Here is a 17,269-nt window from a genome sequence, read left to right on the forward strand (position 1 = left end):
GGGTCAGGCGACGGCGACGACGTCGAGGATGCGCTGGACCACGCGGTCCTGGTCGACCCCCGCCGCCTCGGCCTCGAACGACAGGATGATGCGGTGGCGCAGCACGTCGAACAGCACCGCCTGGATATCCTCGGGGCTGACGAAGTCGCGCCCGGCCAGCCAGGCGTGGGCGCGGGCACAGCGGTCGAGGGCGATCGAGCCACGGGGGCTGGCGCCGTAGGCTATCCAGTCGGCCAGTTCGCTGTCGAACTTGGCCGGTGTGCGGGTGGCCATGACCAGTTGCACCAGGTATTCCTCTACCGCGTCGGCCATGTACAGGCCGAGGATTTCCTTGCGTGCGGCGAAGATCGCCTGCTGGCTGACCCGCCGCTCGGGCTTCACCTCGCCGCCCAGGGCCTCGCCCCGCGCTTGCAGGAGGATGCGCCGCTCGACGGCGGCATCGGGGAAGCCGATCTTCACGTGCATCAGGAAACGGTCGAGCTGGGCTTCGGGCAGCGGGTAGGTGCCTTCCTGCTCGATCGGGTTCTGCGTGGCCATCACCAGGAACAGCGGCGACAGCTCGTAGGTACTGCGCCCGACGCTGACCTGGCGCTCGGCCATGGCCTCGAGCAGGGCCGACTGCACCTTGGCGGGTGCGCGGTTGATTTCGTCGGCCAGCACCAGGTTGTGGAAGATCGGGCCTTGCTGGAACACGAAGCTGCCGGTTTCCGGGCGGTAGATCTCGGTGCCGGTGATGTCGGCCGGGAGCAGGTCGGGGGTGAACTGAATGCGATGGAACTGGGCCTCGATACCCTCGGCGAGCTCCTTGATGGCCTTGGTCTTGGCCAGGCCCGGGGCCCCCTCGACCAGCATGTGGCCGTCGGCCAGGAGCACGATCAGCAAGCGCTCGACCAGTTTTTCCTGGCCGAGGATCTGGGAAGAGAGAAAGGTGCGCAGCGCGATCAGCGCCTCACGGTGTTCCATCGTTGACGGTTCCTGGGGATGGGCCCTGGCGCGCTGGGAGCGGATGCCGGGCGAGGGGTGATACTTTAATCCATCCGGGGGGCCGGGGACCAATGGGGGTTTGCAAAAAACGTGTAAAGGATGGGTTGGGGGAGCAAGACTGTCCCGATCCCGATCCCGATCCCGATCCCGATCCCGATCTTGCCGTTGCTCTTGCTTCTAAGCGCGCAATAGTTCAGGCGACACAAATTGCGACTTCAGGAGGCCGAACGGAGGGCTTGCGCAGGGAGGTGACGGGCATGGATGCCCGTCAAGCGCCGATCAGGCCATGGATGGCCCGTCGGCGCGTCCTCCCGGAGCGAGCCCGGAGTGAGGGGACCCCGGAGCGAAGCGTAGGGGCCGGATGATGGAGCGAGCGGTTTTTGCCTTCTTTTGCCCGCGTGCAAAAGAAGGTCGCCGTAAAGGCGAAAAGGTGACTGTGCGTCGACATGGCTAATGAATGCGCCTATAACTTTCAAAACACACGCTGTCAAAGTCAAAGTCAAAGTCAAAGTCAAAGTCAAAGTCAAAGTCAAAGTCAAAGTCAAAGTCAATCGGCGTCGGTTTTTATAGTTGTAAGTGCATTCATTTACGATGTCGACGCACAGTCACCTTTCCGCCCTTACGGCGGCTTACTTTGGTCGTAACTCGCCGTCCGCGGCCAAAGTAAGCAAAGCCGTGGCGCTCCATTCATCCGGCCCTCCGCTTCGCTCCGGGTTCCCTCACTCCGGCCTTGCTCCCGGGAGGACCGCGCTGAACGCCCCATCCTGGGGCGCAGCGCTTGACGGGCATCCATGCCCGTCACCTCCCTCCGCAAGACCTGCGTTCGGCCTCCTGAAGTCGCGAAGTTACGGGCGGCGCCTGAACTAACGCAGCTGTCGCTAGTGACTACGCAGTTAATCTTGCGATCAAGATCAAGATCGGATCGGATCGTGGCTTTGTTTAGTTCTTCGCCTTCGAATGCCGCCACCCTTGGTCAAAGAACGCAAACACCACCACCAGCACCCCGGCCACCGCCAATATCATCGCCACGCCATCGGTGGAATGAGTCGCGGAACCTGCCACCAGCGCCAGCCCACCCAACGGCGCCAGGCCACCGGCCACCGCGGTACCGACCTCTCGCCCGGTGCCGAACCCGGACGAGCGCGTCTGCGTGGGGAATTGCCGGCTGAGGAACGACCCCTGCGGGGCGAACATCATCGGCGCCAGGATCCCGGTGCCCACGGCGATAGCCAAGTAGATCATCATCGGCTCGCCAGTCGACAGCAGTTGCAGGAACGGGAAGGCGAACAGCGCCGACAGCAGCCCGCCGAGCATCAGCACGGTCTTGCTGCTCCACTTGTCGCACAGCCAGCCGAAGAACGGCACGGCGAAGATCGCCACCAGGCTGGCCAGGGTCACCGACAGCGAGGTGACATGGGCCTCGACGCCCTTGAACTGGGTGAGGTAGGCCAGCGAGAAGGTCTTGAAGATGTAGCTGAGGGCGTTGTAGCCCACCGCCACGAAGAACACCACGGCCAGGCCCTTGAGGTCGTTCCTGAACAGCAGCTTCAGCGGCGACACCTGCGGTTTGTCGTCGGACTTGTCCAGTTCCTTGAAGTCCGGGGTCTCGGGGATGCTCTTGCGCACCCACAGGCCCACCGCCACCAGCGCGATACTGGCGATGAACGGGATGCGCCAACCGCCGGCCAGCAGGAATTCGTTGCCGTTCATGGTCAGCAGGTACACGGTCAGCGACGATAGCAGCAAGCCCAGGTTCAGCCCCAGCGCCGGCCAGGCGCCCTGGCTGCCGCGCTTGCCTTCGCTGGCGTGTTCGTAGGAGGTTACTGCTGCGCCGGACAACTCGGCACCGGCGCCCAGGCCCTGGATGATGCGGATGATCACCAGCAGGATCGGCGCCCAGATGCCAATGGTTGCGTAGCCGGGGATCAGGCCGATCAGCATGGTGCACAGACCCATCATGCAGAAGGTGATCACCAGCACATGCTTGCGCCCGAAACGGTCGCCCAGGTAGCCGAACAGCACGCCGCCGAACGGGCGGGCGATGAAGCCGATGGCGAAGGTGGAGAACGCCAGCAGCGAGGCCACCGCCGGGTTGCTCGGGTCGAAGAAGATCTTCGAGAAGACGATCGCCGCCATGGTCGCGTAGAGGTAGAAGTCATACCACTCCAGCATCGAACCGAAGATGGTCGCCGCCGCCACCTTGCGCAGGCGCTTGCGTTGTTGCTCTGGGGTTTCGGGCGCGGCCGGGGCCGTCTCGTATACCGACATCTGAGGTTTCCTTGTTGTCTTTGTAGTTGTGGATGCAGCAGGTGCTTCAGCGGGCCTCGAGGATCTTTTCGGCGATCATCTGGCCGATGGGGATGGCCGAGGTGGCGGCCGGCGACGGTGCGTTGCATACGTGCACCATGCGCGGCGTCTCGGCGAACAGGAAGTCGTGGACCAAGGTGCCGTCGCGCATTACCGCCTGGGCGCGGATGCCGGCCTCATAGGGCAGCAGATCCTCGACTTCGAGGGATGGGCAGTACTTGCGGCACTGTTCCAGGTAACCACGCTTGAACAGCGAGTTCTTCATCTCGGTGGTGCCGGAACCCAGGTTGTTCCAGATGGTTTTCCAGAAGCCGGGGAAGCCTGCGTACTCGGCGACATCGCGCCAGTTCACCGAGAACTTGCGGTAGTTCTCCCGGCCAAAGCCGAGCACCGCGTTGGGGCCGACGGTGACACTGCCGTCAATCATTCGTGTCAGGTGCACGCCAAGGAACGGCAGCTCCGGATCGGGAATCGGGTAGATGAGGTGGTTGACGATCTGGTTCTTGCTTGGCGGCAGGCGGTAGTACTCGCCGCGGAAGGGGATGATCTGGTGGTCGATCTGCACCCCGGCCAAGCGCGCCAGGCGGTCGGATTGCAGGCCGGCGCAGGCCACCAGTTGGCGGGCGCGCCAGGTGTTGCCGTCGGTGCTGACCGCGACATGATCGGCATGCTCCTGGATGGCGCGCACGGCGGTGGACAGGTGCACTTCGCCCCCGGCCTGGCGAATCACCTTGGCCATGGCGTCGCATACCTGCTGGTAGTCGACGATACCGGTGGCGTCGAGGAACAGCGCGCCCTTGCCGACGATGTTCGGCTCGCGTTCACGCAGGGCGCCGGCGTCCAGGCGCTCGACCTTCAGGCCGTTCTGTTGCGAACGCTCGTACAGCGCCTGCATGCGCTGTACTTCCAGGTCGTTGGAGGCCACCAGCAGCTTGCCGCAGACCTCGAAGGCGATGCCGTGCTCGGCGCAGAAGTCCTTGGTGGCCTGGGCGCCACGCTTGCACAGGTCGGCCTTGAGGCTGCCGGGGGCGTAGTAGATGCCGGCATGGATCACGCCGCTGTTGTGGCCGGTCTGGTGGCGGCCGAGGCTGGCTTCCTTTTCCAGGATCAGCAGCGAGGCGCCGGGGCGACGGGTGAGCAGGGCCATCGCGGTGGCGAGGCCGACGATGCCGCCGCCGATGATGCAATAGTCGTAAGTCATGCAGGGTACCTTGGAATTCTTGTCGGTGAATCTGCTTATCAGGTTGTCAGACTAAGTAGTGCGCGTAAAACCTCGCCAGGCTGCGATAGGGGTCTCCAGAATCAGTCGAGGTCGGGAAGATCGAGTTTCAGGCGCTTGGCCGAAGCGCGCAGATGGGCCTCGGCGCAGGCGGCGGCCGCCTGCCGATCACCGTCGGCAATGGCCTGGTACAGCGCCCGGTGCTCACGGAGGGCGTCGGCCGAACCGCCCACGGCCGGGGTGGCGGAGTTTTCCCAGGCGGTGTGGCGCGCTGCGGCCAGCTGGCCACCGAGGAAATCGTGGAAGGCGACGAAGTAGTCGTTCTTGCCGGCATCGGCGATGGCCCGGTGAAAGGCCACGTCGGCGGCCGCGGCGGTGGCGAAGTCGCTGCGCGGGTCTTCCATGGTGCCCAGGGCCGCGGCCATGCGCTGCAGGTCGTCGGCGTCGCGGCGGCGAGCGGCGATGGCGGCGGCCTGGGTCTCGATCCACAGGCGCATCTCGAACATCTGCACCAGGTCCGGCTTGCGCCCGTTGCTGCCGGGAAAGCGGAACACCGTGCCGTTGGGAGTCTGCGAGATGTACGAACCGAGCCCGCGGCGAGCGATCAGCACGCCATCGGCCTTGAGCTGCGCCACGGCCTCGCGCACGACCGAGCGGCTGACATTGAGCTGTTCGGCCAACTGCTGTTCGGTGGGCAGACGCGACTCGGCGGCCAGGCGGCCGGCATCGATCTCGGCGCGAATGGCGCTGACGACGCGTTCAACGAGGGTGTCGGGGCGCTGTAGCTCTAGCATGGACGTGCGGGTGCCTATTGGTCAGGTTGTCAGACAATGCCCGTCCGCGCCTGCGGCTGTCAATGGTCTTGTGCCTTCATCGCGCAAGACTCAAGCCCCGCGACGAGGCCCGGATGACCTGCCTAGATCTCGGACACGAACGTCCCGGTCCCGTCGAGGATGTTGCGCAAGGTCAGCGCGACTTCCTCCAGGTCGCTGCCCGAGGTGGTCAGGATGATCTCCAGTTCCTCGTCGCCCTTCAGCGCGTCGCGATCCCCGGCCGCCACCTCGATCAGCAGGCGGGTGGCACTCAAGGTCACCTTCAGCCCGTCCAGCGTCGACGGCTCGTCGTCCAGGGTCAGGTCGACGGTGTCCTCGTCCGGGTAGCGGGTCAGCAGGAACATCTGGCCCTTGTCGCTGTGGCAGCACAGGGTCGCCATGTTGTCTTCCTCGTCGTCGCAGGGGGTGGCGAAGAGCAGGGCGGTTTTCAATTGCATGGCGCACTCGGATCAATGGAAATGAAAAGGAATTCTGACAGCCTTGCGCACACTGATAAACGTAAAGTTACCGCGCATTGACCGAAATTGTCGCAGCGCTGCAAGCCCAAGTGACCGTTCAGTCGTTAAGCTGCCCTGTCGATGGGTTCCCGTAAAGGCACAGCCACCTGGCAGTCGCTTTTGCAGGTACCCAACGCTTCTGTCTTGCCACGGGTTGGCTATGGTTGATCCGTACAAGGCGCATGTACGCGACGCTTCACCTATAACAAAGCCCAAGCGGAGTACCACAGATGGCGTTCTTCACCGCAGCCAGCAAAGCCGACTTCCAGCATCAACTGCAAGCGGCCCTGGCGCAGCACATCAACGAACAGTCCCTGCCACAAGTGGCACTGTTCGCTGAACAGTTCTTCGGCATCATCTCTCTGGACGAACTCACTCAGCGCAGGCTGTCGGACCTGGCCGGCTGCACGCTGTCCGCCTGGCGCATCATCGAGCGCTTCGACGCCGCGCACCCGCAGGTGCGGGTCTACAACCCCGATTACGAACGCCACGGCTGGCAGTCCACGCACACCGTGGTCGAGGTACTGCACCACGACCTGCCATTCCTGGTCGACTCGGTGCGCACCGAGCTCAACCGCCGCGGCTACAGCATCCACACCCTGCAGACCACCGTGCTCAGCGTGCGCCGCGGCGCCAAGGGCGAGCTGGTCGAGCTGCTGCCCAAGGGCACCCTGGGCGAGGGCGTCAACCATGAATCGCTGATGTACCTGGAGATCGACCGCTGCTCCAATACCGCCGAGCTCAACACCCTGACCATGGAGCTGGAGCAGGTGTTGGCCGAGGTGCGCGGCGTGGTCACCGACTTCGAGCCGATGAAAGCCAAGATCCGCGAGCTGCTGGAACTGGTGGAGCAGAACGCCTTCGGCCCCGCGCAGAACGACAAGGCTGAGGTGAAAAGCTTCCTGTCGTGGCTGCTGGACAACCATTTCACCTTCCTCGGCTATGAGGAGTTCACCGTCGAGTCCGACGCCGACGGCGGCCACCTGGTCTACGACGACGCTTCGTTCCTGGGCCTGGCCCGCCTGCTGCGCGCCGGTCTTGGCGCCGACGACCTGCGCATCGAGGACTACGCCGTCGCCTACCTGCGCGAACCGCGCCTGCTGTCGTTCGCCAAAGCCTCGCAGCCGAGCCGCGTGCATCGTCCGGCCTACCCGGATTACGTGTCGATCCGCCAGATCGACCAGGACGGCAAGGTCGTCAAGGAATGCCGCTTCATGGGCCTGTACACCTCGTCGGTGTACGGCGAGAGCGTGCACACCATTCCCTACATCCGCGGCAAGGTCGCTGAAGTCGAGCGCCGTTCGCACTTCGATCCGAAAGCGCACCTGGGCAAGGAACTGGCCCAGGTCCTCGAAGTGCTGCCCCGCGACGACCTGTTCCAGACCCCGGTGGACGAGCTGTTCAGCACCGCCATGTCGATCGTGCAGATCCAGGAACGCAACAAGATCCGCGTGTTCCTGCGCAAGGATCCGTACGGCCGCTTCTGCTACTGCCTGGCCTACGTACCGCGCGAGATCTACTCCACCGAGGTGCGGCAGAAGATCCAGCAGGTGCTGATGGAGCGCCTGAAAGCCACCGACTGCGAGTTCTGGACCTTCTTCTCCGAGTCTGTGCTGGCCCGCGTCCAGTTGATCCTGCGGGTCGACCCGAAGAACCGCATCGAGATCGACCCGCAGCAACTGGAGAACGAAGTGATCCAGGCCTGCCGTTCGTGGCAGGACGACTTCTCGGCGCTGGTGGTGGAAAACTTTGGCGAAGCCCACGGCACCAACATCCTCGCCGATTTCCCGAAAGGCTTCCCGGCCGGCTATCGCGAGCGCTTCGCCGCGCACTCGGCAGTGGTCGACATGCAACATGTGCTCAACCTGTCCGAGGCCAAGCCGCTGGCCATGAGCTTCTACCAGCCGCTGACCCAGCTCGGTGAGCGCACGCTGCACTGCAAGCTCTACCACGCCGATACGCCACTGGCACTGTCGGACGTACTGCCGATCCTGGAAAACCTCGGCCTGCGCGTGCTCGGCGAGTTCCCCTACCGCCTGCGCCACGCCAGTGGCCGCGAGTTCTGGATCCACGACTTCGCCTTCACCTACAGCGAAGGCCTCAACCTTGACATCCAGCAGCTCAACGACACCTTCCAGGACGCCTTCGTCCATATCGTCAAGGGTGATGCCGAGAACGACGCGTTCAACCGCCTGGTGCTGACCGCTGGCCTGCCGTGGCGCGACGTCGCGCTGCTGCGGGCCTACGCCCGTTACCTCAAGCAGATTCGCCTGGGCTTCGACCTGGGCTACATCGCCAGCACCCTGAACAACCACACCGATATCGCCCGCGAGCTGACCCGGTTGTTCAAGACCCGCTTCTACCTGGCGCGCAAGCTCACCAACGAAGATCTCGACGACAAGCAGCAGCGCCTGGAACAGGCCATCCTCACCGCCCTGGATGACGTGCAGGTGCTCAACGAGGACCGCATCCTGCGTCGCTACCTGGACCTGATCAAGGCCACCCTGCGCACCAACTTCTACCAACCGGACGCCAACGGCCACAACAAGTCGTACTTCAGCTTCAAGTTCAACCCCAAGCTGATCCCCGAGCTACCCAAGCCGGTGCCGAAGTTCGAGATCTTCGTCTATTCGCCACGGGTCGAGGGCGTGCACCTGCGCTTCGGCAACGTCGCCCGTGGCGGCCTGCGCTGGTCGGACCGCGAGGAAGACTTCCGCACCGAGGTGCTCGGCCTGGTCAAGGCCCAGCAGGTGAAGAACTCGGTGATCGTACCGGTCGGCGCCAAGGGTGGCTTCCTGCCGCGTCGCCTGCCGCTGGGCGGCAGCCGTGACGAGATCGCCGCCGAAGGCGTGGCGTGCTACCGCATCTTCATCTCGGGCCTGCTCGACATCACCGATAACCTCAAGGACGGTGGCGTGGTGCCGCCGGCCAACGTGGTGCGCCACGATGACGACGATCCGTACCTGGTGGTGGCGGCGGACAAGGGCACCGCGACCTTCTCCGACATCGCCAACGGCATCGCCATCGACTACGGCTTCTGGCTGGGTGATGCGTTCGCCTCGGGCGGCTCGGCCGGCTATGACCACAAGAAGATGGGTATCACCGCCCGTGGCGCGTGGGTGGGCGTGCAGCGCCACTTCCGCGAGCGCGGCATCAACGTGCAGGAAGACCCGATTACCGTGGTCGGTGTCGGCGACATGGCCGGCGACGTGTTCGGCAACGGCCTGCTGATGTCCGACAAGCTGCAACTGGTGGCGGCGTTCAACCACCTGCACATCTTCATCGACCCGAACCCGGACCCGGCCACCAGCTTCGCCGAGCGCAAGCGCCTGTTCGACCTGCCGCGCTCGGCCTGGAGCGACTACGACACCGGCATCATGTCCGAAGGCGGCGGGATCTTCCCGCGTAGCGCCAAGAGCATCGCCATCAGCCCGCAGATGAAGGAACGCTTCGCCATCGAGGCCGACCGTCTGACCCCGACCGAACTGCTGCATGCACTGCTGCAGGCGCCGGTGGACCTACTGTGGAACGGTGGTATCGGCACCTACGTCAAGGCCAGCAGCGAAAGCCACGCCGATGTCGGCGACAAGGCCAACGACGCCCTGCGCGTCAACGGCAACGAGCTGCGCTGCAAGGTGGTGGGCGAGGGCGGCAACCTGGGCATGACCCAGCTCGGCCGTGTCGAGTTCGGTCTCAATGGCGGCGCCACCAACACCGACTTCATCGACAACGCCGGTGGCGTCGACTGCTCCGACCACGAGGTCAACATCAAGATCCTGCTCAACGAAGTGGTGCAGGGTGGCGACATGACCGAGAAGCAGCGCAACCAGCTGCTGGGCAGCATGACCGACGAAGTCGCCGGGCTGGTGCTGGGCAACAACTACAAGCAGACGCAAGCGCTGTCGCTGGCGGCACGCCGTGCCCGCGAGCGCATCGCCGAGTACAAGCGCCTGATGGCTGACCTGGAAGCACGTGGCAAGCTGGACCGCGCCATCGAGTTCCTGCCCAGCGAGGAGCAGTTGGCCGAACGCCTGGCGGCCGGGCAGGGCCTGACCCGCGCCGAGCTGTCGGTGCTGATCTCGTACAGCAAGATCGACCTCAAGGAGCAACTGCTCAAGTCGCTGGTGCCGGACGACGACTACCTGACCCGCGACATGGAGACCGCGTTCCCGCCGTCGCTGGTCAGCAAGTTCGCCGACTCCATGCGTCGCCACCGCCTCAAGCGCGAGATCGTCAGCACCCAGATCGCCAACGACCTGGTCAACAACATGGGCATCACCTTCGTGCAGCGCCTGAAGGAGTCCACCGGCATGAGCCCGGCCAACGTGGCGGGCGCCTACGTGATCGTGCGCGACATCTTCCACCTGCCGCACTGGTTCCGCCAGATCGAGGCCCTGGACTACCAAGTCCCGGCCGAGATTCAGCTGACCCTGATGGACGAACTGATGCGTCTGGGCCGTCGGGCCACCCGCTGGTTCCTGCGCAGCCGCCGCAACGAGCAGGATGCCGGGCGTGATGTGGCTCACTTCGGGCCGAAGATCGCCCAGTTGGGGCTGAAACTCGACGAACTGCTGGAGGGGCCGACCCGCGAGCGCTGGATGAACCGCTACCAGGGCTTCGTCGACGCCGGGGTACCGGAGTTGTTGGCGCGCATGGTCGCTGGCACCACGCACCTGTACACCCTGCTGCCGATCATCGAGGCCTCGGATGTCACCGGGCACGATCCGGCGCAGGTGGCCAAGGCGTTCTTCGCGGTGGGCAGCTCGCTGGACCTGACCTGGTACCTGCAGGAGATCAGCAACCTGCCGGTGGAGAACAACTGGCAGGCCCTGGCCCGCGAGGCGTTCCGCGACGACATCGACCTGCAGCAGCGGGCGATCACCATCTCCGTGCTGCAGATGGCCGACGCGCCGGAAGACATGGACGCCCGCGTGGCCCTGTGGTGCGAGCAGCACCGGGTGATGGTCGAGCGCTGGCGCGCCATGCTCGACGACCTGCGCAACGCCACTGGCACCGACTATGCGATGTACGCGGTGGCCAACCGCGAGCTGGTCGACCTGGCGCTGAGCGGTCAGGCGGCGGTGATTCCGTCCTGAGCCTTGCGCTGAAGTGAAAAAAGCCCCGGCAGCGATGCCGGGGCTTTTTCATGGGGCGTGCGCGGAGTTTGTGGTGGTGCGCGAATCGAGCGCCGCCCGCGCGGTCTCACTGGCGATAAAAATCTTGTGACGAGCCCCTCGCGTTACTTGAACCGCCGCTCCACCCCTTTCTCCACCAGGATCTTCGCCGAAATCTCCTCCACCGAAAAATGCGTGGAATTGATGTTGGGAATGTTCTCCCGACGGAACAGGTTCTCCACTTCGCGCACCTCGAACTCGCACTGGGCGAAGCTTGCGTAGCGGCTGTTGGGCTTGCGTTCGTGGCGGATCGCGGTCAGGCGGTCGGGGTCGATGGTCAGGCCGAACAGCTTGTTGTGGTGCTTCTTGAGCACCGCCGGCAACTGCAGGCGCTCCATGTCGTCCTCGGTCAGCGGGTAGTTGGCGGCGCGAATGCCGAACTGCATGGCCATGTACAGGCAGGTCGGGGTCTTGCCGCAGCGCGACACGCCCACCAGGATCAGGTCGGCCTTGTCGTAGTAGTGGGTGCGTGCGCCGTCGTCATTGTCCAGGGCGAAGTTGACCGCCTCGATGCGCTCCATGTAGTTGGAATTGCCGCCGATCGAGTGGGACTTGCCCACGGAATACGACGAATGGGCGGTCAATTCCTGCTCGAGCGGGGATAAAAACGTCGAGAAGATGTCGATCATGAAGCCATTGGAGGTGGCCATGACCTCACGGATGTCCTGGTTGACGATGGTGTCGAAAATGATCGGACGCACCCCGTCGCGCTCGGCCGCGGCGTTGATTTGCTGGACCATGGCCCGCGCCTTTTCCAGCGTGTCGATGTAGGGGCGCGTGAATTTATTGAACGGAATGCTCTCGAATTGTGCGAGCAGGCTCTGGCCCAGCGTTTCTGCAGTGATGCCGGTACCGTCGGAGATGAAGAACGCGGTTCGTTTCATTTGCACCTGGGGGCCTTAAGCTGCCGAAGATTTCTGGATATGATAGGTTCGGTTTGCCGAACGCGGTTGCACGGCATTCTCACTTATTTTCCAGGTCCAGGCCACAAGCGTCCGGCCCAGTCATTCAGGCAGGCGGGCGCCCTTGAGCTTTTCCAATACAGTTAGTGGAGAGATCACCTTGGTAGAGTACGTAGTTTCCCTCGATAAGCTCGGCGTCCATGATGTGGAGCATGTGGGGGGCAAGAACGCATCCCTGGGCGAGATGATCAGTAACCTCGCAGGTGCCGGTGTCTCGGTGCCGGGCGGCTTTGCCACTACGGCTCAGGCGTACCGCGATTTTCTCGAGCAAAGTGGCCTCAACGACCGCATTCATGCGGCGCTCGACGCGCTGGATGTCGACGATGTCAACGCCCTGGCCAAGACCGGCGCGCAGATCCGCCAGTGGGTGATGGAAGCCGATTTCCCGGCGCGTCTCGATTCGGAAATCCGAACCGCCTTCGCCGAAATGTCCCAGGGCAATGACAACATGGCCGTGGCCGTGCGTTCCTCGGCCACCGCCGAAGACCTGCCGGACGCCTCCTTCGCCGGCCAGCAGGAGACCTTCCTCAACATCCGTGGCGTCGATAACGTGATCCGCGCGGCCAAGGAAGTGTTCGCCTCGCTGTTCAACGACCGGGCCATTTCCTACCGCGTGCACCAGGGCTTCGACCACAAGCTGGTCGCCCTGTCCGCTGGCGTGCAACGCATGGTCCGCTCCGAGACTGGCACCGCGGGCGTGATGTTCACCCTGGACACCGAGTCGGGCTTCCGCGACGTGGTGTTCATCACCGGTGCCTATGGCCTGGGTGAAACCGTGGTTCAGGGAGCGGTCAACCCGGACGAGTTCTACGTGCACAAGAACACCTTGCAGGCCGGTCGCCCGGCGATCCTGCGCCGCAACCTGGGCAGCAAGGCGATCAAGATGGTCTATGGCGACGAAGCCAAGGCCGGTCGTTCGGTCAAGACCGTCGAGGTCGACCGCGCCGAGCGTGCGCGCTTCTGCCTGAGCGACGACGAAGTCAATGAACTGGCCAAGCAGGCCATGATCATCGAACAGCACTACCAGCGCCCGATGGACATCGAGTGGGCCAAGGACGGTGACGACGGCAAGCTGTACATCGTCCAGGCCCGTCCCGAGACCGTGAAGAGCCGCGCCAGCGCGAATGTCATGGAGCGCTACCTGCTGAAAGAGAAGGGCACCGTGCTGGTCGAGGGCCGCGCCATCGGCCAGCGCATCGGCGCCGGCAAGGTCCGCGTGATCAACGACGTGTCCGAGATGGACAAGGTCCAGCCAGGCGATGTGCTGGTCTCGGACATGACCGACCCTGACTGGGAACCAGTGATGAAGCGCGCCAGCGCCATCGTGACCAACCGTGGCGGGCGTACCTGCCATGCGGCGATCATCGCCCGTGAGCTGGGCATCCCGGCGGTGGTCGGCTGCGGTAACGCCACCCAGGTCCTGAAGGACGGCCAGGGCGTCACCGTTTCCTGCGCCGAAGGCGACACCGGCTTCATCTTCGAAGGTGAGCTGGGCTTCGACATCAAGCAGAACTCGGTCGATGCCATGCCGGAGCTGCCGTTCAAGATCATGATGAACGTCGGCAACCCGGACCGCGCCTTCGACTTCGCCCAGTTGCCCAATGCCGGTGTCGGCCTGGCGCGCCTGGAGTTCATCATCAACCGTATGATCGGCGTGCACCCCAAGGCGCTGCTCAACTACGCCGGCCTGCCGCCGGAGCTGAAAGAGAGCGTCGACAAGCGCATTGCCGGCTACAACGACCCGGTCGGCTTCTATGTCGAGAAGCTGGTCGAGGGCATCAGCACCCTGGCAGCGGCCTTCTACCCGAAAAAGGTCATCGTGCGCCTTTCGGACTTCAAGTCCAACGAATACGCCAACCTGATCGGCGGCAAGCTCTACGAGCCGGAAGAAGAAAATCCGATGCTGGGCTTCCGCGGTGCGTCGCGCTACATCAGCGAGTCGTTCCGTGACTGCTTCGAGCTCGAGTGCCGTGCGCTCAAGCGCGTGCGCAACGAGATGGGCCTGACCAACGTCGAGATCATGGTGCCGTTCGTGCGCACCCTGGGCGAGGCCAGCCAGGTCGTCGACCTGCTCGCCGAAAACGGCCTGGCCCGCGGCGACAACGGCCTGCGCGTGATCATGATGTGCGAGCTGCCGTCCAACGCCATCCTGGCCGAAGAGTTCCTCGAGTACTTCGACGGCTTCTCCATCGGCTCCAATGACCTGACCCAGCTCACCCTGGGCCTGGACCGCGATTCCGGCATCATCGCCCACCTGTTCGATGAGCGAAATCCTGCCGTGAAGAAGCTGCTGGCCAACGCCATCGCCGCGTGCAACAAGGCCGGCAAGTACATCGGCATCTGCGGCCAGGGCCCGTCGGACCACCCCGACCTGGCCAAGTGGTTGATGGAGCAGGGCATCGAAAGCGTGTCGCTGAACCCGGACTCGGTGCTCGAGACCTGGTTCTTCCTGGCCGAAGGCCAGGGCGCGGCCTGATGCGGTAACAGGGCGCCTGTTGCGCCCTGGTGTTAGTGCGTGGGAGCGGCAGTGCGCCGATGCGACTTGCCCCGCGATAGCGTCAGTGAAGACACCTCTGTAGTCTGCTCTGACGCCATCGTGGGCAAGTCGCATCGGCGCACCGCCGCTCCCACGTTTCATGTCCAATGAATTTGTGAAGCCATGCAAAGCAGCAGCACCCAATTTCCCGTCGCGTTGCTCAGTGCCGAGCGCCGCGGCGACCTCAGCGAAGACGTCTACCGGATCAAGGCCGGCAACAGCCCGGATGCGAGCGTAGAGCTGGCCGTCACCCGCCTGGGCCTGGCCGATCAGGACCGCGTCCAGGGCATGCCGGTCATTCTCCTGCACGGAAGCTTCTCCAACCGGCGCTTCTGGTATTCGCCCAAGGGTATCGGCCTGGGCGCCTACCTGGCACGCGCCGGTTTCGATGTGTGGATCCCGGAGATGCGCGGCCACGGCCTGTCGCCGCGCAACCGCGACTGGCGGCAGAATCGCGTGGCCGACTATGCGCGCTACGACCTGCCGGTGATCGGCGCCTTCGTACATGAAAAAGCCGGGCAGGTTCCGCGCTGGATCGGCCACTCGCTGGGCGGCACCACGTTGGCGGCGGCGCTGGGCAGCGGCTATCTCGACACCGGCCTGGTGGCCAGTGCGGCGTTGTTTGGTACCCAGGTCAGCCGGGTTTATTGGCCGTTAAAAGTGCCACCGATGGAGTGGGGCGCGCGCATGCTGCTCAAGCGCTTTGCGCAGATTTCCGGTTCGCGCCTCAAGCGGGGCCCGGAAGACGAACCCATCGGCCTGGCCCTGGAGAGCCTGCGCTGGAATGGCCTGTTCGGCCGCTTCGGCGACAAGGAGAAGGACTGGTGGGCGGGGCTGGCCGAAGTCGAGGTGCCGCTGCTGGCGGTGGCCGGGGCCGGCGACTTCCAGGATCCGGTGTGGGCCTGCCGCAAGCTGTTCGAGCAGTTTGGCGGTGATGCCAGGCAGTTCCTGCGCCTGGGTCGGGAGGAGGGCTTCGAGGCCTTCGGGCATGTCGACATGCTGGTCAGCAAGGCGGCGCAGACGCAGGTGTGGCCGTTGATGGAGCGCTGGCTGCGCGACCCCCTGGTGCCGGTGCATGCCTCGACGGTGGTGATGGAGCCTGTGGCTGCCAGTTGAACATCGGCCGGCGCGGCGACGGTTCAACTGACTGCTCGGTCCCGGATGACTGCCGGCCCTCCCAAGGTGTAGCCTTGGCCGACACCCGCTTTCGTTGTGACTGACAGGAGTTTCCCATGCAGCATTACGTAACGCCCGACCTGTGCGACGCCTACCCGGACCTGGTCCAGGTGCTCGAACCCATGTTCAGCAACTTCGGCGGCCACGACTCATTCGGCGGCCAAATCGTCACCATCAAGTGCTTCGAAGACAATTCCCTGGTCAAGGAACAGGTCGAGCTCGACGGCAAGGGCAAGGTCCTGGTGGTCGACGGCGGCGGTTCGCTGCGCCGTGCGCTACTGGGCGACATGCTCGCGGAGAAGGCCGCGAAGAATGGCTGGGAAGGCCTGCTGATCTACGGCTGCGTGCGTGACGTGGACGTGCTGGCGCAGACCGATGTCGGTATCCAGGCCCTGGCCAGCCACCCGATGAAGACTGACAAGCGCGGCATTGGCGACCTCAACGTCGCGGTGACCTTTGCCGGCGTGACCTTCCGCCCGGGCGAATACGTGTACGCCGACAACAACGGCGTGCTGGTCTCGCCAAGCCCGCTGAAGATGCCCGAGTGATTCGCCGCACACCCATGGAGCTTTGATGTTCGAGGAAGACAACGCGCAATGGGGCCTGGTGCATGCCCTGGTGCTCGATGGCAAGGGTGGCGCGCGTTCGATCGCCCGCACCGAGCTGGACGACCTGCAGTTGCAGCCCCAGGAGAGCCTGTGGCTGCACTGGGACCGCAGCCATCCGCAGACCCGCACCTGGCTGCTGCACGACAGCGGTCTGAGCGAGTTCGCCTGCGAACTGTTGCTTGAGGAGAACACCCGCCCGCGCCTGTTGCAGATGGCCGGCGAGCAGATGCTGCTGTTCCTGCGCGGGGTCAATCTCAACCCGGGTGCCGAACCCGAGGACATGGTCTCGGTGCGTATCTTCGCCGAGGCGCGGCGAGTCATCTCGCTGCGTTTGCGGCCGCTGCGCGCCAGCGACGAGGTGCTCCAGCAACTGGATGAGGGCCGGGGCCCGAAAACAGCCTCCGAACTGTTGCTGCTGATGGGCGAACTGTTGACCGAAAAGGTCCAGGCGCTGGTCAGCGACCTGTCCGAAGCGGTCGATCTGGAAGAGGAGAAGGCAGAATCCGACGAACGGTATTCGCCGGCACAGGGCAGCCTGCAGCAGATCCGCCGTCGTGCCGCCGGCCTGCGCCGTTTCCTTGCCCCTCAGCGCGATATCTATGCCCAGCTATCGCGCAATAAATGCAGTTGGTTCGCCGATGCTGACGCGGACTACTGGAACGAGCTGAACAACAGCCTGATCCGCTACCTCGAAGAACTCGAACTGGCTCGCGAGCGAGCCGCCCTGGTGCTGGAAAGCGAGGATCGGCGCCGCAGCGAGCGAATGAACCGGACCATGTACCGGTTTGGCATCATTACCTGCATTTTCCTGCCCATGAGCTTTGTCACGGGCCTGCTGGGCATCAATGTCGGCGGTATTCCCGGGGCGGAAAACCCCTACGGCTTCGCGCTCGCCTGCACCGTGGTGCTGGGGCTGGCGGCGGGGCAGTGGTGGTTGTTCCGTCGGCTGCGCTGGGTCTGAAATGAGGTATTT

General features: G+C 64.3%; 11 protein-coding genes. 5 read left to right on the plus strand and 6 right to left on the minus strand.

Annotation, left to right across the window (positions count from 1 at the left end; genetic code table 11):
- Positions 1–3 precede the first annotated feature (3 nt).
- The 5 genes from LOY42_RS08225 to LOY42_RS08245 form a co-directional block, all read right to left on the minus strand.
- Entirely contained in the window at positions 4–963 is a 960-nt protein-coding gene (locus tag LOY42_RS08225; RefSeq protein WP_011532987.1) for a MoxR family ATPase, read from the minus strand.
- A 960-nt stretch (positions 964–1,923) separates the two neighbouring features.
- Positions 1,924–3,252: an MFS transporter gene (locus LOY42_RS08230; protein ID WP_139669696.1), complete on the minus strand. Its 1,329-nt coding sequence runs from the start codon at positions 3,250–3,252 to the stop codon at positions 1,924–1,926.
- A 46-nt stretch (positions 3,253–3,298) separates the two neighbouring features.
- Positions 3,299–4,492 carry an L-2-hydroxyglutarate oxidase gene (gene lhgO / locus LOY42_RS08235; RefSeq protein ID WP_139669698.1) on the minus strand — a complete coding sequence of 398 codons (1,194 nt, stop codon included), beginning with the start codon at positions 4,490–4,492 and terminating at the stop codon, positions 3,299–3,301.
- Positions 4,493–4,593: 101 nt separating this feature from the next.
- A complete protein-coding gene (locus tag LOY42_RS08240) occupies positions 4,594–5,304 on the minus strand; it encodes a FadR/GntR family transcriptional regulator (RefSeq protein WP_258600241.1) in 711 nt (236 codons plus the stop codon).
- A 122-nt stretch (positions 5,305–5,426) separates the two neighbouring features.
- On the minus strand, positions 5,427–5,780 hold the full coding sequence (locus LOY42_RS08245) for a hypothetical protein (protein WP_110704523.1): 354 nt from the start codon (positions 5,778–5,780) through the stop codon (positions 5,427–5,429).
- A 290-nt stretch (positions 5,781–6,070) separates the two neighbouring features.
- On the opposite strand from LOY42_RS08245, the gene LOY42_RS08250 reads away from it, so the two are divergent.
- On the plus strand, positions 6,071–10,936 hold the full coding sequence (locus LOY42_RS08250) for an NAD-glutamate dehydrogenase (RefSeq protein ID WP_258600244.1): 4,866 nt from the start codon (positions 6,071–6,073) through the stop codon (positions 10,934–10,936).
- Positions 10,937–11,079: 143 nt separating this feature from the next.
- Here LOY42_RS08250 and LOY42_RS08255 read toward each other — a convergent pair whose 3' ends face one another.
- Entirely contained in the window at positions 11,080–11,898 is an 819-nt protein-coding gene (locus tag LOY42_RS08255) for a pyruvate, water dikinase regulatory protein (protein ID WP_046854746.1), read from the minus strand.
- A gap of 178 nt (positions 11,899–12,076) precedes the next feature.
- On the opposite strand from LOY42_RS08255, the gene ppsA reads away from it, so the two are divergent.
- From ppsA to LOY42_RS08275, 4 genes are all read left to right on the plus strand, one after another.
- Positions 12,077–14,452 (plus strand): phosphoenolpyruvate synthase, encoded by a 2,376-nt coding sequence (ppsA, locus tag LOY42_RS08260; protein ID WP_102682729.1) that lies wholly within the window; start codon positions 12,077–12,079, stop codon positions 14,450–14,452.
- 183 nt (positions 14,453–14,635) lie between these two features.
- The gene (locus LOY42_RS08265; RefSeq protein WP_258600246.1) at positions 14,636–15,628 is read left to right on the plus strand and encodes an alpha/beta hydrolase; all 993 of its coding nucleotides are present in this window, start codon (positions 14,636–14,638) and stop codon (positions 15,626–15,628) included.
- A 116-nt stretch (positions 15,629–15,744) separates the two neighbouring features.
- A complete protein-coding gene (gene rraA, locus LOY42_RS08270; protein WP_023630330.1) occupies positions 15,745–16,236 on the plus strand; it encodes a ribonuclease E activity regulator RraA in 492 nt (163 codons plus the stop codon).
- Positions 16,237–16,261: 25 nt separating this feature from the next.
- Positions 16,262–17,257, plus strand: a complete 996-nt coding sequence (locus tag LOY42_RS08275; RefSeq protein ID WP_110704517.1) for a zinc transporter ZntB — start codon at positions 16,262–16,264, stop codon at positions 17,255–17,257.
- Positions 17,258–17,269: the final 12 nt, after the last annotated feature.

Origin of the sequence: Pseudomonas sp. B21-023 (genome assembly GCF_024749165.1) — a bacterium.
GTDB lineage: Bacteria > Pseudomonadota > Gammaproteobacteria > Pseudomonadales > Pseudomonadaceae > Aquipseudomonas.